Annotated in this window: 22 protein-coding genes; 13 read left to right on the forward strand and 9 right to left on the reverse strand. The window is 72.3% G+C overall.

Translation table 11 applies throughout. The features are described from left to right. The first annotated feature begins 52 nt into the window (after positions 1-52). Together J8M51_RS42110 and J8M51_RS42115 are read left to right on the forward strand one after the other, a co-directional pair. Positions 53-319, forward strand: coding sequence for a type II toxin-antitoxin system VapB family antitoxin (locus J8M51_RS42110; protein WP_086758048.1), 267 nt, complete (start codon positions 53-55; stop codon positions 317-319). Next, on the forward strand, positions 319-738 hold the full coding sequence (locus J8M51_RS42115) for a PIN domain nuclease (protein WP_086758050.1): 420 nt from the start codon (positions 319-321) through the stop codon (positions 736-738). Before J8M51_RS42110 ends, J8M51_RS42115 begins: the two co-directional genes overlap by 1 nt. A 34-nt stretch (positions 739-772) precedes the next feature. Here J8M51_RS42115 and J8M51_RS42120 read toward each other — a convergent pair whose 3' ends face one another. Together J8M51_RS42120 and J8M51_RS42125 are read right to left on the reverse strand one after the other, a co-directional pair. Further along, the gene (locus J8M51_RS42120) at positions 773-961 is read right to left on the reverse strand and encodes a hypothetical protein (RefSeq protein ID WP_086758051.1); all 189 of its coding nucleotides are present in this window, start codon (positions 959-961) and stop codon (positions 773-775) included. Positions 962-1,172: 211 nt separating this feature from the next. Next, the gene (locus J8M51_RS42125) at positions 1,173-1,595 is read right to left on the reverse strand and encodes an ATP-binding protein (protein WP_086758053.1); all 423 of its coding nucleotides are present in this window, start codon (positions 1,593-1,595) and stop codon (positions 1,173-1,175) included. 183 nt (positions 1,596-1,778) lie between these two features. Here J8M51_RS42125 and J8M51_RS42130 point away from each other — a divergent pair, with 183 nt between their 5' ends. From J8M51_RS42130 to J8M51_RS42150, 5 genes are all read left to right on the forward strand, one after another. After that, positions 1,779-2,660, forward strand: coding sequence for a helix-turn-helix domain-containing protein (locus J8M51_RS42130; RefSeq protein ID WP_086758055.1), 882 nt, complete (start codon positions 1,779-1,781; stop codon positions 2,658-2,660). Continuing rightward, on the forward strand, positions 2,645-2,839 hold the full coding sequence (locus J8M51_RS42135) for a DUF397 domain-containing protein (protein ID WP_267300005.1): 195 nt from the start codon (positions 2,645-2,647) through the stop codon (positions 2,837-2,839). The genes J8M51_RS42130 and J8M51_RS42135 overlap by 16 nt, the downstream gene beginning before the upstream one ends. 89 nt (positions 2,840-2,928) lie before the next feature. Beyond that, positions 2,929-3,516, forward strand: coding sequence for an RNA polymerase sigma factor (locus tag J8M51_RS42140; protein ID WP_267300006.1), 588 nt, complete (start codon positions 2,929-2,931; stop codon positions 3,514-3,516). Further along, the gene (locus tag J8M51_RS42145; protein ID WP_267300007.1) at positions 3,513-4,751 is read left to right on the forward strand and encodes a CU044_5270 family protein; all 1,239 of its coding nucleotides are present in this window, start codon (positions 3,513-3,515) and stop codon (positions 4,749-4,751) included. The genes J8M51_RS42140 and J8M51_RS42145 overlap by 4 nt, the downstream gene beginning before the upstream one ends. A gap of 111 nt (positions 4,752-4,862) precedes the next feature. Further along, positions 4,863-5,387 carry an FxLYD domain-containing protein gene (locus tag J8M51_RS42150; protein WP_179203550.1) on the forward strand — a complete coding sequence of 175 codons (525 nt, stop codon included), beginning with the start codon at positions 4,863-4,865 and terminating at the stop codon, positions 5,385-5,387. Positions 5,388-5,399: 12 nt separating this feature from the next. Here the strand turns inward: J8M51_RS42150 and J8M51_RS42155 are convergent, their stop codons facing one another. Genes J8M51_RS42155 through J8M51_RS42165 form a run of 3 tightly spaced genes read right to left on the reverse strand, consistent with a single transcriptional unit; the run spans position 5,400 to position 7,769 of the window. Continuing rightward, entirely contained in the window at positions 5,400-6,194 is a 795-nt protein-coding gene (locus tag J8M51_RS42155) for an enoyl-CoA hydratase/isomerase family protein (protein WP_267300008.1), read from the reverse strand. Then, positions 6,191-6,607 (reverse strand): Zn-ribbon domain-containing OB-fold protein, encoded by a 417-nt coding sequence (locus J8M51_RS42160; RefSeq protein WP_216591505.1) that lies wholly within the window; start codon positions 6,605-6,607, stop codon positions 6,191-6,193. The genes J8M51_RS42155 and J8M51_RS42160 overlap by 4 nt, the downstream gene beginning before the upstream one ends. A 13-nt stretch (positions 6,608-6,620) precedes the next feature. Then, a complete protein-coding gene (locus J8M51_RS42165; protein WP_267300009.1) occupies positions 6,621-7,769 on the reverse strand; it encodes a lipid-transfer protein in 1,149 nt (382 codons plus the stop codon). A 126-nt stretch (positions 7,770-7,895) separates the two neighbouring features. On the opposite strand from J8M51_RS42165, the gene J8M51_RS42170 reads away from it, so the two are divergent. Then, complete coding sequence (locus J8M51_RS42170) at positions 7,896-9,554, forward strand: fatty acid--CoA ligase family protein (RefSeq protein ID WP_267300041.1); 1,659 nt, start codon at positions 7,896-7,898, stop codon at positions 9,552-9,554. Between the two features lie 72 nt (positions 9,555-9,626). Here the strand turns inward: J8M51_RS42170 and J8M51_RS42175 are convergent, their stop codons facing one another. The 3 genes from J8M51_RS42175 to J8M51_RS42185 all read right to left on the reverse strand — a co-directional run bounded on the left by J8M51_RS42175 (position 9,627) and on the right by J8M51_RS42185 (position 13,480). Further along, the gene (locus tag J8M51_RS42175; RefSeq protein ID WP_086762108.1) at positions 9,627-9,983 is read right to left on the reverse strand and encodes a DUF6247 family protein; all 357 of its coding nucleotides are present in this window, start codon (positions 9,981-9,983) and stop codon (positions 9,627-9,629) included. Between the two features lie 96 nt (positions 9,984-10,079). After that, positions 10,080-10,271, reverse strand: coding sequence for a sigma-like protein (locus tag J8M51_RS42180; RefSeq protein WP_267300010.1), 192 nt, complete (start codon positions 10,269-10,271; stop codon positions 10,080-10,082). 203 nt (positions 10,272-10,474) lie between these two features. Next, positions 10,475-13,480, reverse strand: coding sequence for an AfsR/SARP family transcriptional regulator (locus tag J8M51_RS42185; protein WP_256966203.1), 3,006 nt, complete (start codon positions 13,478-13,480; stop codon positions 10,475-10,477). A gap of 188 nt (positions 13,481-13,668) precedes the next feature. Here J8M51_RS42185 and J8M51_RS42190 point away from each other — a divergent pair, with 188 nt between their 5' ends. Further along, on the forward strand, positions 13,669-14,931 hold the full coding sequence (locus J8M51_RS42190) for an amidohydrolase family protein (protein ID WP_267300011.1): 1,263 nt from the start codon (positions 13,669-13,671) through the stop codon (positions 14,929-14,931). 218 nt (positions 14,932-15,149) lie between these two features. Here J8M51_RS42190 and J8M51_RS42195 read toward each other — a convergent pair whose 3' ends face one another. After that, positions 15,150-15,920 (reverse strand): sulfite exporter TauE/SafE family protein, encoded by a 771-nt coding sequence (locus tag J8M51_RS42195; RefSeq protein WP_267300012.1) that lies wholly within the window; start codon positions 15,918-15,920, stop codon positions 15,150-15,152. 144 nt (positions 15,921-16,064) lie between these two features. Between J8M51_RS42195 and J8M51_RS42200 the strand changes: the two genes are divergently transcribed. From J8M51_RS42200 to J8M51_RS42215, 4 genes are all read left to right on the forward strand, one after another. Further along, positions 16,065-17,042 carry an LLM class F420-dependent oxidoreductase gene (locus J8M51_RS42200; RefSeq protein ID WP_267300013.1) on the forward strand — a complete coding sequence of 326 codons (978 nt, stop codon included), beginning with the start codon at positions 16,065-16,067 and terminating at the stop codon, positions 17,040-17,042. Positions 17,043-17,221: 179 nt separating this feature from the next. Next, on the forward strand, positions 17,222-17,380 hold the full coding sequence (locus J8M51_RS42205) for a hypothetical protein (RefSeq protein WP_179203444.1): 159 nt from the start codon (positions 17,222-17,224) through the stop codon (positions 17,378-17,380). A gap of 83 nt (positions 17,381-17,463) precedes the next feature. Then, entirely contained in the window at positions 17,464-19,659 is a 2,196-nt protein-coding gene (locus tag J8M51_RS42210) for an eCIS core domain-containing protein (RefSeq protein ID WP_086762573.1), read from the forward strand. Between the two features lie 125 nt (positions 19,660-19,784). Next, on the forward strand, positions 19,785-20,561 hold the full coding sequence (locus tag J8M51_RS42215; protein ID WP_086762575.1) for a response regulator transcription factor: 777 nt from the start codon (positions 19,785-19,787) through the stop codon (positions 20,559-20,561). Positions 20,562-20,815: the final 254 nt, after the last annotated feature.

Here is a 20,815-nt window from a genome sequence, read left to right on the forward strand (position 1 = left end):
AGTGGTGATATCGTTTTCGGGAGAGCGTGGGAGCCCGGGAAAGGACTGTCTCATGGCCCGAACCGTCATCGACCTCGATGAGGACATGGTCGCCGAGGCCATGCGCATCTTCGGGACCCGTACGAAGGCCAAGGCGGTCCGCCTCGCGATGGAGGACGCCGTCAAGAGGCATCTGCGGCAGGAGGGCTTCGACGCCATAGAGGCCGGTGAGTTCGACTTCAGCGAGATCGTCGAGAACACCGGCCCGCGCAACGCGGACGGTTCCCTCAAGCGTCACGGTGACCGCGACGGCGGAAGTGGCGGAGGCCGGGCCGCCTGATGCAGGACCGCTATGTGGTCGACAAGTCGGCCCTCGCTCGCTGGGCGAAGCCGAGCGTCCGGGAGGTGCTCAGGCCGCTGCACGAGCGCTACCTGCTCGCCGTGTGCCGACCCACGGAGTTCGAGATGGTCCACTCCGCGCGGGACAGTTCGGAGGCGACGCGGATCAGCACCTGGCTGCACGCCTTCGACTACCTCCACACGGACGATGACACCTTCACCCGTGCCCTTGAGATCCAGCGCCACGCGCTCAACGCCGGCTTCCACCGCGCTCTGTCCCTGCCCGACCTGCTGATCGCCGCCACGGCGGAACTGAACCGGCGCACGGTCCTCCACTACGACGGTGACTTCGACATGATCGCCTCCCTGACCGGCCAGCCCACCGAGTGGGTCGTCCCGCCTGGCAGCGCCGATCGATGAGTGAGCCGTTCCGTTACCTGGCTCATGGAAGGCGTCACTGCCTCTCCCGGTCGCCTGGGCGGACGGCTCTGGCGGCGGTGCGGTGCCGGTCGCCCAGACCTGCCGAGTCGTAGCAGTGGCGTGCCGGGGTGCGGCGGCATCGGACGCAGGCGAGGACGTGGTCGAGCCAGGTGTGGAAGGTGGCGCTGACCGGGTCCGGCTCATGGGATTCGGTCAGGCCCATTTCGGCGGCCTCTCTCCCAAGTAGGCCGCCACGTATGGCCGTACGAGGTCCCGCGTCGGGTGCTCGGCGGGTGTGGTGACCCGAACGGGCGAGGGTTCCCAGCAGGGTTCGCGGGGGAGTGGCGGCAACCACCGGCCATGTGTGGCCCGGTGGCGCGCCGCGCGGGTGGCCCAGCGGCGCCACCGGGCGCGGTACGGGTCGAGCGCGGCGTTCACCGCGACCGCCCCGGCATCACGAAGTAGGCCCACACGCACTTGGTGAACGGCCGTACGTCGTGGCCCCATTTCTCGGAGAGCGCGTCCACGAGGAGCAGCCCCAGTCCGCCGTCACTGCCGGTACGCGGCGCGGGTAGCCGGTCCCTGTCCGGGTCCGACACCTCCAGGAGCAGCCCGCAGCCCCGGATCGACACGACCACCTCGACCTCGGCGAGGGCGACGCGGCAGTGCCGTACGGCGTTGGTGACCAGTTCGGTGGCCACGGTGGCGATGTCGTCGGCGAGTTCGGCGTCGACGCCCCAGTCCTTGAGGATGCGCCGGATCGCTGCGCGGGCTTCGGGGACGTGTCGTCTGCGCTTGGGGATGCGGAAGGAGTCGCGGCGTGGGTGGGTGAGGGTGCGGGCGGTGAGTTCGGGCATGGCGAAGGGACCCCCTGACGTGTCGTCAAGTAGCGCTGTGTAGTTGCGCGCTCACATCGAGGCTAGAGGTGAAGGGTGCTGAACAGCAACCTGATGTTCAGCATGCATGCTGAAAATTGCGTTGCTGTGCATCAATGCCGTCCTAGAGTGGTGTTCCTGAGACCTCGCCGGAGAGGGGAAGCAATGCCCGCAGGGGGACGGCCGACCGTGCGCAGTAGGCGACTTGGTGCCGCGCTCAAGAGGTATCGACAGGCCGCCAAGCTCGATCAGCCGCAGGCGGCGGATGTACTCGGGGTGCACCAGACCCGGATCAGCCGCATGGAGAGCGGGCATGTGAACGCGCGCATCGTCGAGATCCGTGTGCTGTTGGGCGCGTACGGCGTGGACGACGCCGAAGTCCTCGCCAGGCTGGAGGACTTGGCGAAGCGGTCCAAGCATCGAGGCTGGTGGCTCGAACACGCGGAGCACCTGCGCCCGGACTACCTCGACTACATCGCGTTGGAGGACGACGCGACGTACATCCGGGAGTGGCAGCCCGTCGTGGTGCCGGGGCTTTTGCAGACTCCCGCTTACGTGGAGGCCGTTATCGCCGCGACGCCTCACTACGTGGCCCCAGAACGCATCGCTCAGCTGGTGAAGGTGAGGGACACCCGGCAAGCGAAGATCGCAGAGGGCGGGGCGATGTATACCGTCATCCTCTGGGAGGCGGTCGTCAGGCACCCGCTGATCAGCGCCGAGGTCCACCGTGAGCAGCTGGCCGCGATCCTGGAGGCCGGCGAGCGGCAGAACGTCACCGTGCAGATCCTGCCGTTCAGCGCTGGCCCGTTGGTGGGCGTGACCTCGGCTTTCCAGTCCTTCAGCTTCGAATCCGAGCCGACTGTCGAAGCCGTGGCTCTGGAGAACCTGCGGGGCATGTCGGTCCTTGAGGCTCCCGAGGACCTGGCGGCTTACGCCAACGCATACGACGAACTACGATCGGCGGCGCTGGCACCGGATGTCAGTGCGAGACTTATCCGGAGCGCAATTCGAAGCAGCGAGGAAGACGCATCGTGCCCGAGGTCGTAGGCCCGTTCTGGAAGTCGTCGTACTCGGTCAACGAAACCCAGTGCGTCGAAGTCGCCCCCCTTTCCACCGGCGGTCGAGCCGTCCGCGACAGCAAGACCCCCCACGGCCCCCTCCTCCACCTCGGCCCCGACAGCTGGTGCGCCTTCCTGGGCGGGGCCAAGGGCGGGGCCTTCGGTTAGCCGGAGGTGTATGAGTTCCCCCCTCCCCTGTAAGAAGTGGGCCCCCGCGCGCACTTCTCGGTGAGACAGCCGAGATGAAGGGGCGGCGCGTGACGGATGCGCAACGGTTCAGGGAGATCTACGAGGAGTGCTGTCCGCGCGTCCTCGCCTATGCCACCAGCCTCGTGGGGCGGCAGGTGGGGGAGGACATCACCAGCGAGACGTTCACCGTGGCGTGGCGGCGGGTGCGGGACATGCCCGACCCCGCGCTGCCGTGGCTGCTCGGCGTCGCGCGCAACCTGGTGCGTGAGCTGCGGCGGAGGGACAGCCATCAGTACACCCTCGCCGCCGAGGAGGCCCGGCGTATCGGCCGGGGCGCCCACGCCGACGTCGGGGATGTCGCGGCGGACGTGACCGACCGGGCCGCCGCGCTGCAGGCGCTCGCGAGTCTGTCCGACGCCGACCGGGAGCTGCTGACGCTCATCGCCTGGCACGGGCTGAGCGTCAAGGAGGCCGCACGGGTGCTCGGTTGCACCACCGCGACGCTGACCGTCCGGTTGCACCGGGCCCGCCGCCGCCTGGAGAAGGCCCTGGCGGAGCCGGCGCGGCAGGCGGACACGCCACCCGTGCCGGAGACGGCACCCGCACCCCTCGACCGCAGCCCGCGCCGCCCCGACCGAAAGGGAGCACTCACGTGAACACTCGCAGGGACAAGAACCACGGCCGGACCGACGTGATGACCGTGCTCGCGGACGCCCGGCCCGACGAACTGGACCCGGCCCGGCTCGCGGGCTCCGCGCGCCAGCGGGAAGACCTGGCCCGGATCATGGCCATGGCCGAGGCGGCGGACGAGCGCCCGGCGCGCCTGCGGGCTCCGGGGTTCCTCCGGGGCGGGATGCGGCCGCTCGGAGCCGCCGTCGCGCTCGCCGCCGTCACCGCGGCCGCGGTGGTCGTGAGCACGCTCGACCGGGATCCGCTGGGCGTACGCCCCGGCGCACCCGCGGGGTCCCCGGCCGCCGCCGGGCCGGACACGTTCACGGCCGACGTCCGCCTCGAACTGCTCAGCGCGGCGAAGAAGGCCGGGGCGGCGGCCGATGAGGGGACGTACTGGCAGACCACCACCCGCTCGGAGAACGTGAACGTCGTCCGCGCGGCCGGAGGCGGCAGCGAGCCCTTCGCCGTGCGCGACACGGGCACCTCCCAGTGGTCGGTGGGCGTGCGCCCGGGGACCCGGAGCCTGATGGTCACGGGCCTGGACGCCGAGACCGCCCCCCGGACCGCGGCGGACGAGGCCCGCTGGAAGGCCGCCGGTTCCCCCGCGAACCTGGAGGCCGAGGTCCCCGGCAACGAGCAGGGCGGCAAACTCGGGTACAGCATGGGCCCCCGGTCACCGCTGGTCATGCGGACGGACGCCGGCGGCAAGATCTACGCCGTCGGGCCCCGGAACGTCTCCTACCGGGATCTGCTCGCACTCCCCTCCGGAACCGCCGAGTTGCGTCGCGAGCTGGAGCGCCTGTACGTGGCGGAGGGCGGCGGCGCCGAGATCACCGACCGTACGGCCTATGTGCTGCGCCAGGCCGCCGACCTCATCACCATGCCGGTGAAGCCCGCCGTCCGGGCCGCCGCGTACCGGGTGATCGCGGAACAGCCCGGCGTCCGGGGGCTGGGACAGGTCACCGATCCGCTGGGGCGCGAGGGTGTCGGCGTCGCCTTCCCCGGCACCCACGCGACACCGCTGGGGAGCGTGGAACAGCGGGTCGTCGTCGACCCGTCCACCGGCGAACTGCTCTGCGAGCTGCTCGTCCTGACCGAACCCTCCGCCAGCGCCCGCGAGGCGGGGCTCGACGCGGGTGCGACGGTCGACTATTCGGCCACGACCCGGATGGGCTGGGGCGAGCGGCAGATCACGGTGCCGGAGAACGCCCGCGGCTGAGGCGTCCGACCGGTCGCACATGCTGTTAGGGTGTCGTGCGCCTGACATCGGGGAGTGCCCCGGCTTGCGGGTGCGACATCAAATCGACGCTACTCAACGGGGGTTGAGCAAGTGCAGTCTCGTCATGTCCGGGCCGTCGCGGTCTTCGGTATCGCCGTCTTCGCACTCACGGGAGCCCGCGGCTCCGGTGGTGGAGGGTGTTCCGGCGGAAGTTCCTCGTCCAGCAGCTCCTCCAGCTCCAGCGGGGGCAGTGACAGCGGCAGTTCGAGCACCACGGGTGGGAGCACCACGGGTGGGAGCAGCACCACCACCGGGACGGGCGGGTCGTCCGGCTCCCGGGGTGCCGCGCGGGATCTGAAGATCGAGACCTGTGCGTACGACAGTGGTCTGGTCGCCCGGGTCCGTGCCACCAACAGCAGCTCCACCAGCATCTACAGCTATGAGTTCGACGTCGAGTTCACGGACACGAACGGTCAGTTGATCGACACCGTCGAGGACAACGTCATCACCGCCGTGCCCGCCGGGTCCTCCGCCACCTTCGACGTCAAGGTGCCCCAGAGCACGCTGGACGCGGGCGGCCACACGGTCGGCGGCGGCACCTGCAAGCTCGCCGACCTGGAGCGCACCGCCGCATAGCGGAGCCGGCGGTCACCGCACCCGGTGGCCGCCGGAGCGGCGGCCCGTGAACAGGTCCGTCTGGCGGTCGGCCGGCAGGTTGCCCAGTGACACCAGATGGGGGGCGTACGCGAGAGCGTGCGCCCTCGCCGCTTCCCGGGCCGACCAGCAGGCGCGGACCGTGCCCTGGACGGCTTCCGGGGGATACCCGGCGATCACCTCGGCGCAGCGGAGCGCGGCGGCGACGGACCCGCCGTGCTCCGTCACCTCGGAGACGAGGCCCACCTCGTACGCCCGGCGCGCCGACATCCGCTCGGCGGTGCCCATCAGGGCCATGCGCGTGGCCTCCCCGTACGGCATGCGCTGGGCCATCAGGATCGACTCGAAGGCGCTGACCATGCCGTAGGTGGTGTGCGGGTCGAAGAAGGTGGCGGCGGGGTCGGCGACGAGGAAGTCCGACTCGCCGAGGAGGTAGAAGGCGCCGCCGCAGGCCATGCCGTTCACGGCGGCGATGACCGGCTTCCAGAGGTCGTTCGACCTGGGGCCGACGCGGAGGAGCGGGTCCTCGATCGTGTAGGGGGAGTTCGGCTGGGGGACCGCCGTCGCCGCGTCCCGGTCCAGGCCCGTGCAGAAGGCCCGGTCGCCCGCGCCGGTCACGACGATCGCCCGTACGGTGTCGTCGTATCTCAACTCCCGCCACAGCAGCGTGAGTTGCTCCGCCGTCGTCAGGTCGATCGCGTTCAGTTTCTCCGGGCGGTTCAGGGTGACGAGGGCTGTGCCCGTGTCCTTGTCCGTCGTCATGAGCAGGGTGCGGGGGGCCGTCGTCATGGCCGCTCCAGGACCCACTGGGGGAGGCCGGTGGAGGTGAAGACCACCTGGACCCGCGCCCCGATGCGGATCCGCTCCACCGGTACCGAGTCCAGGCGGGCGCCCGGGGCGGCCACCAGGTTGCCGACCAGGCGGACGCGGGGGGCGTCGACGAGTTCGACGAGGACGACGTTGTACGGGGCCTGCTCGGCGTAGTCGGGGAGGAGGGGCGGGTGGGGGCGGACGTAGGACCAGATACGGCCACGGCCGCTGACCCGCTGCCACTCGGTCGCGAAGGAGCGGCAGTGCGGGCAGCAGGGGCGGGGCGGGAAGCGTGTCTCGCCGCAGTCGGCGCAGGCCTGGACGCGGAGTTCGCCTCGGGCGGCGTACTCCCAGAAGGGGGCGCCGTCGTCGTCCACGACGGGGGTCAGCATGCCCACGGTTCGCTCAACTCCTCAGTAGCAGGGCGGATGTGGGGACGCCCTCGCCCGCCGTCACCAGGCAGGCCGACGCGTCCGGTACCTGGGCCGTGCTCGTGCCGCGCAGCTGCCGGACGCCCTCGGTGATCAGGTTGAAGCCGTGGACGTACGCCTCGCTGAGGCCGCCGCCGGAGGTGTTGAGGGGCAGCCGCCCGCCGATCTCGAGGGCGCCCCCTTCCGTGTAGGCGCCGCCCTCGCCGCGCGCGCAGAAGCCGTAGCCCTCCAGGGAGAGGGGGATCAGGGCGGTGAACGCGTCGTAGATCTGGGCGACGTCGATGTCGTCCGGGGTGAGGTCCGCGTGTTTCCAGAGGTGGCGGGCGGCGGTCCAGGCGGGGCCGGTCAGCGGGTCGTCGTTCCAGTAGTTGACCATGCCGTGGTGCTGGGCGGGCAGGCCCTGGGCGGCGGAGTGGACGTAGACGGGGGTGCGGCGGCAGTCGCGGGCGCGCTCGGCGCTCACCACCACGCACGCCAACGCCCCGTCCGTCTCCAGGCAGTTGTCGAAGAGGCAGAGCGGTTCGCTGATCCAGCGGGAGTTCATGTACATCTCGCGGGTCAGCGGGCGGTCGTACATCATCGCGGCCGGGTTCTGGTTCGCCCGGTTGCGGCAGGCCAGGGCGACGTTGAAGAGGTGGTCGCGGGTGGTGCCGTACTCGTGCATGTGGCGGCGGGCCAGCATGGCTATCTCGTCGGCGGGGCGGAGCAGGCCGTGGGGGCGGGTCCACTGGGCGGGGGTGGGGAGTTGGGCGGTCGTGTTCTTCCACGGGCGGGGGCCCGAGCCGCGTTTGCGGGACCGCCAGGCGACGCCGACCGTGGCCTGCCCGGTGGCGATCGCGGCGGCGAGATGCGCGACCGTGGCGCACGAACCGCCGCCGCCGTAGCCGACCTTGCTGAAGAAGGTGAGGTCACCGAGGCCGAGTGCCTTCGCCACCTCGACCTCGTCCGTCTCCTCCATCGTGTAGGAGGCGAGCGCGTCCACCTCGTCCGGCGCGATGCCCGCGTCGTCGAGCGCGGCGAGGATCGCACGGCACGCCAACGCCCTTTCGGTCTCCGGGAGTTGTTTGGCGAAGGGGGTCTGGCCGATGCCGACGATCGCCGTCGTGTCCTTGAGCACGGTCATGGGCGCACACCTCCGCACGGGTACGGGCACGGGTGGATTCCGGCTGCTGACAGTCGGTCAGCGTACAGCTAATCTGACGGGTAGTCAGCTACTGGTTTCTCGGTACGGAGGCCTGCTGTGAGCGCTGTGAGCGGTGACGTGGAGGGGCGCGGAGATCTGGTGTGGGGGACCGTGCCGGGGCTGGTCCGGTCGGCGGCCGAACGGTTCGGCGGGGTCGAGGCCGTCGTCGACGGGCGTACCCGGGTGTCGTACGCGGAGCTGGGCGCGCGGGTCGAGCGTGCGGCGGCGGCGTGCGTCGCGAACGGGGTGCGCACCGGCGACCGGGTCGCGCTCTGGGCGCCCAACTCCCTCGACTGGATCGTCTCCGCGCTCGGCGCGGTCTCGGCGGGCGCGGTGCTCGTCCCGCTCAACACCCGCTTCAAGGGCGGCGAGGCGGCGGACGTGCTGGCCCGCAGCCGGGCGAAGCTCCTGTTCATCACCGGGACGTTCCTGGGCACCTCGTACGTGGCCTCGCTCCGGCGCGCGGCGGGCGCGGACGGCGGGCGGCTGCGCGCGCCGGGCGCCGGGAGCGTGTGCGAGCGGCCGGGGCCGCTGCCCGGACTGCCGTACCTGGAGCAGGTGGTGGTGCTGTCGGACGACGCCCCCGCCGACTTCCGCACCTGGAAGGACTTCCTCGCGAGCGGCGACGGGGTGGGGGCGGCGGAGGTACGGGCGCGGTCGGCCGAGCTGACGGGCGACTCGCCCTCCGACCTCGTCTTCACCTCCGGGACCACCGGCCGCCCCAAGGGCGCGGTGATCACCCACGCGCAGACGCTGCGGGCGTACGAGGTGTGGTGCGATCTGGCCGGGCTCCGGCAGGGCGACCGCTATCTCATCGTCAACCCGTTCTTCCACACCTTCGGCTACAAGGCGGGCGTGCTCGCCTGTCTGATGCGGGGCGCGACGATGATCCCGCAGCCGGTGTTCAACGTGGAGACGGCGATGGCGAACGTGGCGGCCGAGCGGGTCTCCGTCCTCCCCGGCCCGCCCACCCTCCACCGGTCCCTCCTCGACCACCCCGCCCGCGACGACTACGACCTCGGCTCCCTGCGGCTGGTGGTCACGGGCGCGGCCGTGGTGCCGCTGCGGCTGGTCGAGCAACTGCGGGCCGAGCTGCGGGTGGAGACCGTGCTGACGGCGTACGGGCTGTCCGAGGCCTCCGGCATCGTGACGATGTGCCGGCGCGGCGACGAGCCGTCGGTGATCGCGTCGACCTCCGGGCGGGCGATCCCGGGGACGGAGGTGCGCGTCGTCGACCCGCTGGGGCACGCCCTGCCGCCCGGCACCCCCGGAGAGGTCCTCGTGCGCGGCTTCAACGTCACGCGCGGCTACTTCGAGGACCCCGCCGAGACCGCCCGCGCGGTCACCGCCGACGGCTGGCTGCGCACCGGGGACGTGGGGGTGCTCGACGCGGACGGCAACCTGCGGATCACCGACCGGATCAAGGACATGTTCATCGTCGGCGGGTTCAACGCCTATCCGGCCGAGATCGAGCAACTGCTGGGCCTGCACCCGGACGTCGCCGACGTCGCGGTGGTCGGCGTCCCGGACGCGCGGCTGGGCGAGGTCGGCAAGGCGTACGTCGTACGACGGCCGGGGTCCCTCCTCACCTCCGACGACCTCATCGCCTGGTCCCGCCGCGAGATGGCCAACTACAAGGTGCCGAGGGCGGTCGACTTCGTGAGCGAGCTGCCGCGCAACGCGAGCGGGAAGGTGGTGAAGGGGGAGCTGCGGGGGCGGCGGTGAGGTGCGGCGTGCGCGGGCCGGCGTGCGCGGGGCTTCGGGTGCGGGGTCGGCGTGCGCGGCCCCGGGCCCGGCTCAGGCGCTCAGAGACTCCCGGGCGGCCGTGTGCAGGTCGTGGATCTCGTCCATGGCCGCGCGCCAGGCGGGGTCGTCGTGGCCGACGGTGCGGGCCGTGTGCTCGGCGGCGCGCAGGCGGGCGGCGGTGGCGGGGACCCGGGCGATCTCGACGGCCACGGCCCAGGTCTCCAGGAAGCGGGTGATCGGGCCGAGGGTGTTCGTGCGGGCGGCCAGGGCGATCGCCTCGTCCTTCTGCCGCTCCATCTCGGGCAGGCGATGCGGGGCCACCCGCTCCAGGGCCGCGCGCAACGCCGTCGGAGTCCGCTCCGGCCGCGGGGCGACGGGAGCACCGGGTCCGGCCTGCGCCGCGATCATCCTGATCCCTCCCTGGAGACGTCTCCCCCGGACACACCTCGGCCGCGGTGGCTCCCCCTCCACGCCACCGCGGCCGGTCCCCGTCGGGAGGTGGGTCTACTTGCCGCCCAGGTCCAGGGCGGGCGGGGCGGGCGCGTGCTGGTCCAGCGTGGTGATCTCCGCGTCCTTGCTCGGCGGCGCCGGAGCGTGCTGGTCCATCGTCGTGATCTCCACGCCCTCGCTGGGCGGGGCGGGCGCGTGCTGGTCCTGGGTCGTGATCTCCACGCCCTGCTTCTTCTTTTCGCTCATAGCTGCACTCCCCGTGAGTGAACGGTGCTTTCGGCCAAAGCGCCCGTTCGGCGACTCCCCCGGGGGTCGCCGAACGGGCCTTGAGGTGGCCTCGGACAGTCGTGAGACCCCTGCGGATCCGCCTGCCCCCCGACGCGACGGATCGATGCACGGAGCATGTCAGTCACCCATAAACGTTCGATGAACGCCCCGCCCCAGGGGTGTCACGCCGCCGCGAGCGGGTGGAGCAGGCCGCGTACCTCGTCGGACTCGGACGAGCCGTTCCGCTCGTACATCGTGAGCGCCTCGCGCCAGCAGGCACGGGCCCGGTCCGACTGGCCGAGGGCCACCAGAGCCCGGCCCAGCAGCGTCAGGGCGTTGGCCCTCATCCAGTCGCCCCCGATACAGCCGATCGCCAGCGCCTGTTCGGCGTGTTGGGCGGCCTGGGCGGGGCGGTGGGCCGCCAGATGCACCTGGGCCACCCGGAAGTGGGTCGTCCCCTCCCAGAGCCGCTGACGGCTCTCGGTGAAGATCCGCAGCGCCGCGTCCAGTTGCTCCAGGGCCTCATGGAGCCGGCCCGCCTGCGTGAGCACGATCCCCGAGGCGTAGCGGGCGTTCGCGAGGCGTACGGACAGCCCCAGCTCGTCGTAGATCTCCACGCCCCGCTGCGCGAGCTCGACCGCCTGCGCGGTGCGGCCCATCGAGGCGAGGGAACGGGACAGGTTGCACACCGCGCTGGCCTCACCGGGCTTGTTGCCGTCCGCCTGGAACGCCTCGATGGCCCTGAGCAGGAAGACCTCGGCGTCCGCGAAGCGCGCGGTGCAGATGGCGATGATCCCCAGCTGGTTGGGGGCGGTGCCGTTCGTCCAGGGGTCGCCGGCCGTCCCGTTCACCAGGTCGGCGCGCTCGGCCTCCCGCTCCGCCTCCTCGAAACGGCCCGCCTGGCTGAGGACCTGGGCCAGCGTGATGCGCGCCCTGGTCTCGGCACGCGCGTCCGCGAGCGCCGCGGCGGCGTCCCGCGCGGCGAGCGCGGTCGTCTCGTAACGCCGTGAACCGGCCCCGGACTCCGCCAGATCGATGGTGGCGAGCAGCAGGTCGACAGCCCGTCGCAGAGTGGACGCGCCGAGGGACTGCTGAACGCACGCCAGCAGGGGCTCCGCCTCCGCGTGCAGCCAGTCCAGCGCGTCAGAGGCGGAGGTGAACTCCTGCCCGTCGTAACGGCTCCTCTCCAGATGCGCGACCGTCCGGTCCCCCGGCCGCTCGATCGCGTACACCCGGGTGGCCGTCGCCAGATAGAAGTCCAGCAGCCGCGACATCGCCGAGTCCCGCTCGCTCGGCGGCTCCTCGTCCCGTTCGGCGCATGCACGCGCGTAGAGGCGGACGAGGTCGTGGAAGCGGTAGCGGCCGGGGGCGGCCGATTCGAGCAGGGAGGTGTCGACGAGGGTTTCGAGCAGGTCCTCGGTGTCCTCCGGCGGCAGGTCCAGTACGGCCGCGGCGGCGGCCAGGGAGATGTCGGGGCCGTCGGCCAGGCCCAGCAGCCTGAACGCCCGTGCCTGGGCCGGTTCCAGCTGGCCGTAGCCCAGTTCGAAGGTGGCCTTCACAGCCAGGTCGCCGGCCTGGAGCTCGTCCAGTCGGCGCCTCTCGTCGGCGAGCTTCGCGGCGAGGACGGAGACCGTCCACGTCCGGCGCGCCGCGAGGCGGGAGGCCGCGATGCGAAGGGCGAGCGGCAGGAACCCGCAGGCCGCGACGACGTCGAGCGCGGCCTCGCGCTCCGCCGCGACCCGCTCCGCACCGACGATCTTCGTGAAGAGCTGCAGCGCCTCGTCGGGCGACATCACATCGAGGTCGACGAGATGGGCCCCGGCCAGGTCCACCATGCGCACCCGGGCGGTGACCAGGGCCGCGCAGCCCGCCGTGCCGGGCAGCAGGGGCCGTACCTGGGCGGCGTCCCGCGCGTTGTCGAGCAGGACGAGCACCCGGCGGCCGTCCAGGACGGACCGGTACAGCGCGGCCCGCTCCTCCAGGGAGTCGGGGATCGCGGAGTCGGCCGTGCCGAGCGCCCGCAGGAACGAGCCGAGGACCGTCTCCGGGTCGGCGGGACGCGCGCCGGCGCCCTGGAGGTCCACGTACAGCTGGCCGTCCGGGAAGTCCGCTCTGGCCCCGTGCGCCACATGCACCGCGAGGGTCGTCTTGCCGACGCCGCCGATGCCGGCCAGCGCGGACACGGCCATGACCTGGCCCTCGGCGCCGGACGCCTCCGCCAGCACCTTGCTCAGGTCGCCCACGAAGGCTGCGCGGCCCGTGAAGTCCGGCACGGTGGCGGGGAGTTGGGCGGGCCGGACCGGGGCGGCGGCCGATTCCGGGGCGAGCGGCGCGGAGGGTTCGGCGAGGCCCGGGTCCGCTTGCAGGATGCGCTGCTGCAACTCCCGCAGCCCCGGGCGCGGGTCCACGCCCAGCTCGTCGGCGAGCAGCCTGCGGGTGTCGGCGTACACCGCGAGGGCCTCCGCCTGCCGCCCGCTGCGGTAGAGCGCCAGCATCAGCAGTTCGCGCAGCCGCTCCCGCAAAGGGTGCGCGGCGGTGAGGGCGGTCAGCTCCGAGACCGCCTCCGCGTGGCAGCCCTGCTCCAGGTCCATGTCCAGCCTGGTCTCGACGAGCTGGAGCCGCCACTCGTCGAGCCGGGCCCGCTGGGTCTCCGCGTACGGCCCCGGGACACCTGCCAGGACCTCCCCGTCCCAGAGCCCCAGCGCCTTGTTGAGGAGATGGCGGGCATGGCACAGATCCCCGGAGTTCTTGGCCTTCTCCGCGTCGGCCGCCAAGTCCTGGGCGACGGCCAGGTCCAGCGCGCCGCCGGACAGCGAGCGCACCGCGTACCCGCCGGACTCGCTGACCAGCACACCGGGGGAGAGCGCCTTGCGCAGCCGTGAGGCGTACGTCCGTACGGCGGCCAGTGCCTGCGAGGGCGGTTCGTCGCCCCACAGCGCGTCGATCAGCTCGCTCGCGGTGGCCGTCCGGCCCTCGCGCAGCAACAGTGCGGCCAGCAGGGCGCGTTGCTGGGGCGAACCGGTGGCCAGGGGCTCGGCGCCGCGCCAGGCCCGGACGGGCCCGAGCACGCTGAAGCGCAGCTCGGCCGGGGGCTGGGGGGCCGGTTCCGGAATCTCAGCGTCCACGGCAACCCTTTGCTCCGGCACTCGCGGCCCACCGACCTCCGGCACTCCCGGTTCACCGCCCATCGACAGCCCCCTAAGGCCTTCTGATATCCAGGCCAGTTTGCCTTGTTCATGGCAGATCCGTCAGCCGTGGGAGAGGTCGATCACAGGGAGGCGTGCGGGAGTTCACGAGGTCCGCACGGGGTCTTCGCAGAGAGGTCGCCGGTGAACCGTTGCTGACGGTTCGTCAGATCGGCGCTACCGTGACGGACATGGACACCTTGGAGACGAGCGCCACGGATTCCGCCAGCACCCCCGCCCCGGCCTTCCCGAAGATCATCTCCGTCGACGACCACACGGTGGAGCCGCCGGACGTCTGGCAGGACCGGCTCCCGAAGAAGTACCTGGACGTCGGGCCCCGCGTGGTCCGCGCGCCGCTGAAGGAGATGACGTTCCTCGGCGGCCGTTTCAAGCCCGTCATGGGCGCACCCGGCGACGACGGCCCGATCGGCGACTGGTGGGTCTACGAGGATCTGCACCGCCCGCTGACCCGTCTGGACACGGCGGTGGGATACAGCCGGGACGAGATCAAACTGGAGATCATCACCTACGAGCAGATGCGCCCCGGCTCGTACGACGTCCCGCAGCGCCTCGCGGACATGGACGTCAACCACGTCCAGTCGGCGCTGTGCTTCCCGACCTTCCCGCGCTTCTGCGGCCAGACGTTCACCGAGGCCGCGGACCGTGAGCTGGGGCTGCTCGGGGTGCGGGCGTACAACGACTGGATGGTGGAGGAGTGGTGCGGCCCGGCGGCGCGGGGGCGGCTCATCCCCCTCACCCTCATCCCGCTCTGGGACGCCGAACTGGCGGCGGCGGAGGTCCGCCGCAACGCGGCGCGCGGGGTCCGCGCCGTGGCCTTCTCCGAGATACCCCCGCATCTCGGTCTTCCCTCCGTCCACACCGACGACTGGGACCCCTTCCTCGCCGCCTGCGACGAGACCGGCACGGTCGTGGCGATGCACATCGGCTCGTCCAGCCGGATGCCGTCCACCTCGGCGGACGCGCCGCCGGCCGTCGGCTCCACGATCACCTTCGCCAACTGCTGCTTCTCGATGGTCGACTGGCTGATGAGCGGCAAGTTCGAGCGCTTCCCCAACCTCAAGGTCATGTACGCGGAGGGCCAGATCGGCTGGATCCCGTACATCCTGGAGCGCGCGGACGTGGTCTGGGAGGAGAACCGGGGCTGGGGCGGCGTCGCCGACAAGGTCCACCGGCCGCCGTCCGAACTCTTCGCCGAGCACGTCTACGGCTGCTTCTTCGACGACGCGTTCGGGCTCCGCAACCTGGACGCGATCGGGGTCGGCAACGTCCTCTACGAGACCGACTATCCCCACTCCGACTCCACCTGGCCCGAGTCGCGGCAGGTGGGGGAGGCGCAGATGGGGCATCTGGACGCGGATGTCGTCGACCGCATCGTGCGCCGGAACGCGATCGAGTTGTTGGGGTTGACGGGGGAGGGGCTCTGGGCGGGGTAGGGGGTGGGGGGTCGGGGGCGCGTTGTCGGGTGCGGGTCGGTGGGGGCTGGTCGCGCGGTTCCCCGCGCCCCTGAAAGACCAGGGGCCCGCGGCTCTGGAAGGCGACCGGCGGCGGGCCTGAGAAGCACGGGGCGCACCCCTGCTTTTCAGGGGCGCGGGGAACCGCGCGAGAAGCCCCACCGGACCCGCACCCGCCGTCCCCCACCCCGACCCGCCCGTCAGCCCCTGCCGGCCCGGATGAAGTACAGCACCGTCATCGTCACGGCCGTCCCCAGCACGACCCCCCGCAGCACCCGAGCCGACAACCGCAGCGCGAGCCGCGCCCCGCCGAAGCCGCCCACGACCGCCCCCAGGAGCATCGCGGTGAGGAGCCCCGGCTCCGCGAGCGCGTCCGAGGCCACCAGGAACAGCGCGGCGGCGCTGATGTACACCGCGGTGACCTGGGCGATCCGCATGGGATTGCCGGTGGCGGGGTCCAGCCCGAGACCGAGGCTCCACAGGGCCAGCATCATGATGCCCACGGCCCCGCCGAAGTACCCGCCGTACACGGAGATCAGGAACTGGCCGGTCAGCAGGGCCCCGGGCCCCAGCCCGGCCACCCGCTCCGGACCCGCGCCGAGCAGCCGCAGCACGGGACGCCCGAAGGCGAGCACGACCGTGGCGAAGGCCAGCAGCCAGGGCACCGCGGCGTCGAACGAGGACGACGGCAGGACCAGCAGCAGGACCGCGCCGAGACCGCCGCCCGACACACTGGTCAGGGTCAGCGCCCGGGTGGAGGCCGCTCCGACCTGGGTGATCTCGTGCCGGGAGACCCACGTGCCGGCCACCGAGCCGGGCAGCAGCGCGATGGTCGAGGCCGCGTTCGCCGTCACCGGCGGCACACCGGCCGCGACCAGGGCGGGCAGGGCCACGAACGTGCCCCCGCCGCCGACCGCGTTCAGCGCGCCCGCGGCGAGCCCGGCCAGCAGCACGAGAAGGATCTCCGACATCGGCCGAGCATGACGCCTGCGGCGGAGCCCCCGCAACGGGCCCTCGGGACGATGCCGTCCGCACCCCTTGTCTGACGGACCGTCAGCTACGACGATGAGGGTTCCGACCGACCGACTCGTGGTCCGACAGACGGAGGAGCGGCCGTGCCCTCACCGGACGAAGCCCGACTGGTCTACGGGATACAGCTCCCCGTCCAGTCGCAGAGCACCCTCTACGCCGAGCCCTGGGAGGCGGACGCCGGGCCGGAGGATCTGGCGGCGATCGCGCGGGCCGCCGACCGGGCGGGCTTCGCGTACGTCGCCGTCTGCGACCACGTGGCCATCCCGCGCCGTCTCGCGCCCGCGATGAGCACGGTCTGGTACGACCCGGTCGCCACGCTCGCCTATCTGGCCGCCGTCACCGAACGGGTCCGGCTGCTCAGCCATGTCGCGGTCGTCGGCCTGCGCCACCCGCTGCTCACGGCCAAGCAGTACGCCACCCTCGACCATCTCTCCGGCGGCCGGCTGATCCTGGGCGTGGGCGCCGGTCACGTACGGGAGGAGTTCGAGGCGCTGGGCGTGGACTTCGAGCGCCGGGGAGCGGTCCTGGACGAGACCGTGGACGCCCTGCGCGCCGCCCTCGGCCCGGACGAATTCCCCTCCCACCACGGCAAGTCGTACGACTTCGAGAACCTGGGCCAGCGCCCCCGCCCCGCCCAGACCCGGGTACCGATCTGGGTCGGCGGCTCGTCCCCCGCCGCCGTCCGCCGCGCCGCCGTCCGGGGCGACGGCTGGCTCCCCCAGGGCGACCCCCGCGACCGCCTCCCGGACCAGATCGCCCGGCTGCGGCGGCTGCGGGAGGAGGCCGGAGTCTCCGCTCCCCTCACCGTCGGCGCGATCACCGAGCCGCTGTACGTCGGCGAACCGGGCCGGGACGTCGGCCGCCGCACCCTCACCGGCCGGCCCGAGGCGCTGGCCGAGTCGCTGCGGGCGTACGCGGCGATGGGCGTGGACCAGCTCCAGGTGCGGTTCCGGAGCCGCGGCCGTACCGAACTCACCGACCAGATGGAGGCGTTCGGAACCGAGGTGGCGCCGCTGCTCAGGGAGGGCTCCGACAGGGCTCCGGGAGGGCTCACGGCCTAGGGACACCGGTTCCTGCCCGCCCGGTCCTTCCCCCGGGACGCGGGCGGGGGTACAACGAGCGTGCGGAAGAGCCTGGTTGGCCGTGACGTCAGGCGGTGCGGGGCGTGGTGGAGGGCGGGGTGTTGCGGGATTCGGCGGCCGGGGCCGGGGAGGGACACGAGACGCGGGCCCCTGTGGACGTGACGATCGCACGGTCCGCTCCGGAGGTCGCCGTGGTCGCCCGGCTGGCCCATCTCCAGGACGCGGCGGGGAACGCGTCCGTCGTACGGCTGCTGGACACGGGTGCGCCCGCCGGCGCCGGGGACGACGCCTCGGGGGCAGCGGATCCTGCCCCCTAGGTCCTTCCGGTGGGGCGGGACCCCGTCTACAACGGGTGGGCAGGGCAGCCCGGTTGTCAGCTAGTCGCCAAGGGGGACCACCTGTGCGCTCCTTCGATCACGAGCACCTCAGGAGCGGCGAGCGGGCATCCGCCCCGGCGCGCCCGACGCGGCCGACGACGATGAGCGGTGCGTGGATACGGCATCTGCAGCGCGTGGCCGACGGAGGGGACCGCTCGTCGTCCCCCGGAGCCGGCCGGGAGACCGAGGGCACCGATCGGTCCCAGGTGCAGCGGGCCGCGGTGGACGAAGGCCTGCGGTCGTCGGCGCGGCCCCTCGATCCCGCGCTGCGCGGCGAGATGGAACAGCGGTTCGGCGGCGCCGACTTCGGCGGCGTACAGGTGCACGACGGGCCCGTGGCGCGACGGGCCGCCGCCGCGGTCGGGGCCAGGGCGTTCACCAGCGGGGCGCACATCGTCGACGGCGGTGGGATGTCCAGGAAGGACTGGGCGCACGAGCTGGCGCACACCCTCGACCAGGCGGCCGGACCCGTGCCGGGCACCGACAACGGCGCGGGGCTGCGTATCTCAAACCCGGGTGACGAGGGTGAACGCCGGGCCGTCGCCACGGCCGACCAGGTCATGGGCGCCGTCGCACCCGTCCAGCGCCTGGCCGCGGACCAGCCGGGCGCCCACGGCCACCCGCACGCCGGTCCGACGACGGTCCAGCGGACGCGGCAGAGCGCCACGGCCGGGGAGTCCGCCGCCGAGCAGGCCGGGCAGTCCGAGGGGGCCGGGCCGTCCGGGCAGCGGGTCGAGGGGGCGGAGGTCATCGCCCGGCTGAGTCAGTCGATCGAGCAGTACACGGTCCAGAGCAAGATGAAGAAGAACGTCTTCGCGCCCGGCACCTGGTGGCCCGAGCAGTGGATGGTCGAGGGCCCGGCCCGGCTCAGGAAGACCCTCGACCGGCGCGTGATGCGTGGCGCGGTCTTCAACGACCAGGACCTGGCCGACATCAGGCACCTCTCCCAGGTGAACGCCCAGTGGCTCGAAGAGGTGGGCATCGGCACCTACGAGCAGGCCGAGACGTACACCAAGGGCCGGTTCGACACCTGGCTGACGCTGCCCGCGGGCAAGCGCGTCCTCACCGCCACCCTGGCCGTGCGCGCCGGCCATCCGGACGTGCGCGAGGCGGGCCGGGCCACGCCGATCTCGCCGGACTACACGCTCGGCCGGTTCATGCTCACCCAGGCCCCCGGCACCTCGCCGGAGGAGAGGCAGGGCCTGGAACGGGAGCGCGACCAGCAGATCCGGGACACGGTCGTCGACACCCTGCACCCGGCCGGCATCGCGCCCGAACGCCTGCACCCGGACGGTGTCCCCGAGGTGCCTCCCGCGACGGCCAAGGCCAAGGGCAAGGGCAAGGCCACGGATTCGGGCTTCGGGGAGCAGGACGACCGGGCCCGCGAGATGCTCACCAAGGTGCTGCTCATCCTGCGGAACGGGCTGAAGCTGTACGACCCGGCGGCCGAGGCGCACGTCGTCGACCACGAGAAGGACGTCGTCCGGGCCCTCGCCCATGGCGGGCGGGTCAACATCCGTATCCCCGCCCTGAGTTCCGCGGACGCCCCGGCCTACGCGCTGCCCCATTTCCTGGGCGTGACCCAGGACGACCGTACGGACACCCGCGCGGGGGACGTCATCGACCGCGGCTTCGCCACCCACCGCACCTCCATCGGGGCCAACAAGCAGGACAAACCCGGCACGTTCAAGGAGAAGGGCGGGCTGCTGGCGTCGGTCACCAACGTGGTGTCCGTCGGTGCCGCCAGCCCGGACCTGTGGGGACAGAACATCTCCGGCGGCGGCCTCGGCTCCAAGGACTGGAACGGCGACGTGGTCCTGCCGAACGGGTCGTACGGCCACATGCTGCTGGTCCACCACCGGCCGACCACGAAGAAGGACGGCTCGCTGCAGATCGGCATCGAGACCCTCGCGCCGCACGCCAGAAGCCCCGTGGGCTACCGGCACGACTTCCGCTCCAGCGAGGCCACGGCCAACCCGGAGTCGGTCGCCCACGGCCACAAGGGCGACAAGGTCGGCTCGGGCGGCCTCGGCAAGAACGAGCGCATGGTCGACCTGGCGGAGATGGGCAAGGCCCATGCCAGTGGGGACTGGCTCACCTTCCTGGGGGAGATCAAGAAGCAGTGGGACGCCGCGCTGGCGGAGACCGAGGACGGTTCCGCGGCACGGCGGGCCCTGTACGAGGGCCTGGTCGGCCCACGGGACCGCCCGGAGTCCTGACCGCGGCCGACCGGTGTGCGGGCCCGTCCGGAAACCGGGCCGTCTTAAGTCTTTGAATCTTCGAACAACTTACGCGGGAGTCACGTATGTAAGGGCGTCATGGCTTCGGCGGAAGGACCCACGAGGTGCGATCCCCCCGGCACGTCAGAACGTCCCAGCACGCAGGCACCCCCCTTTCACCCGCGCCCGCACGTCCGTCCCGTGTCTCCGCGCATCAGCCCCGGGTACCGACGCAGCCCCGTCCGGGCCATGCTCCGGGCCTTGCCGTCGCGCTCGCCTGCGCCGAGGGAGAGTGGCCGCACGACGACTGGCCGGCCCCCGACGACCAGTACGTAGGCAGCGCCCTGCACGTCCCGCCGCCGTACCGCGCGCTGCCCGGGACCGAGGCGGACGTCGTGGTCCTGCGCTGCGAGGACCCGTCGGTGTCGTTCGCGGCGCTGCTGAAGGCGATGGGGCCGATGAGCGCGCCGGTGATCGTCGTCAGCCCGCGGCGGGACACCGAGACGGTCGTGGAGGTGTTTCGGGGCGGCGCCGGCTATCTGGTCGAGGGCGACTACTGCACCTGCATGCTCTCCTCGGCGGTCGTCGCCGCCACGGTCGGCCACACCTATCTCTCGCCCGCCGCCTGCGCCGCCCTCCGGGACGCGGCCCAGGCCCAGCAGTCGCCCGGCGACGGTGAGGCGAGGGAGCGGCTGCGCTCACTGCTCTCGCCCCGCGAACGCCAGATCATGGAGCTTCTCTCCACCGGCCTCGGCGCCCAGGAGATCGGGCTGCGTCTGACGCTGAGCGAGAAGACGGTCCGCAACAACCTCAGCAACATCTACGCCAAACTCGACGCCCGGGGAAGCACGGAGGCCGTTCTGCGGTGGATCGGGGCGACAACGGCTGGAGTCCGTGTCTGAAAAGGTATTACGGAAAACTCCGCCGGAACGCCGCGGTGAAATCGCGGAACGAGATTCTGAGGCGGCTCGATTCGGCGACTTCATGGAACGGTGACGGAAAAGCCCCCCGTGTATGCGCGAGGGGGCTGCTGGGCGTAACTTGACATTCGTGCAGGTCAGGACCCATGAGGGAGTGGGCGGCATCGGTCGCGAAGAAGGTTCGTGCCTGTCGGGCTTTCCGTGGCGACGCTTTCCGGACGTTTTCGCCGGGTAGG

The sequence above is a fragment of the Streptomyces griseiscabiei genome (assembly GCF_020010925.1).
GTDB lineage: Bacteria > Actinomycetota > Actinomycetes > Streptomycetales > Streptomycetaceae > Streptomyces > Streptomyces griseiscabiei.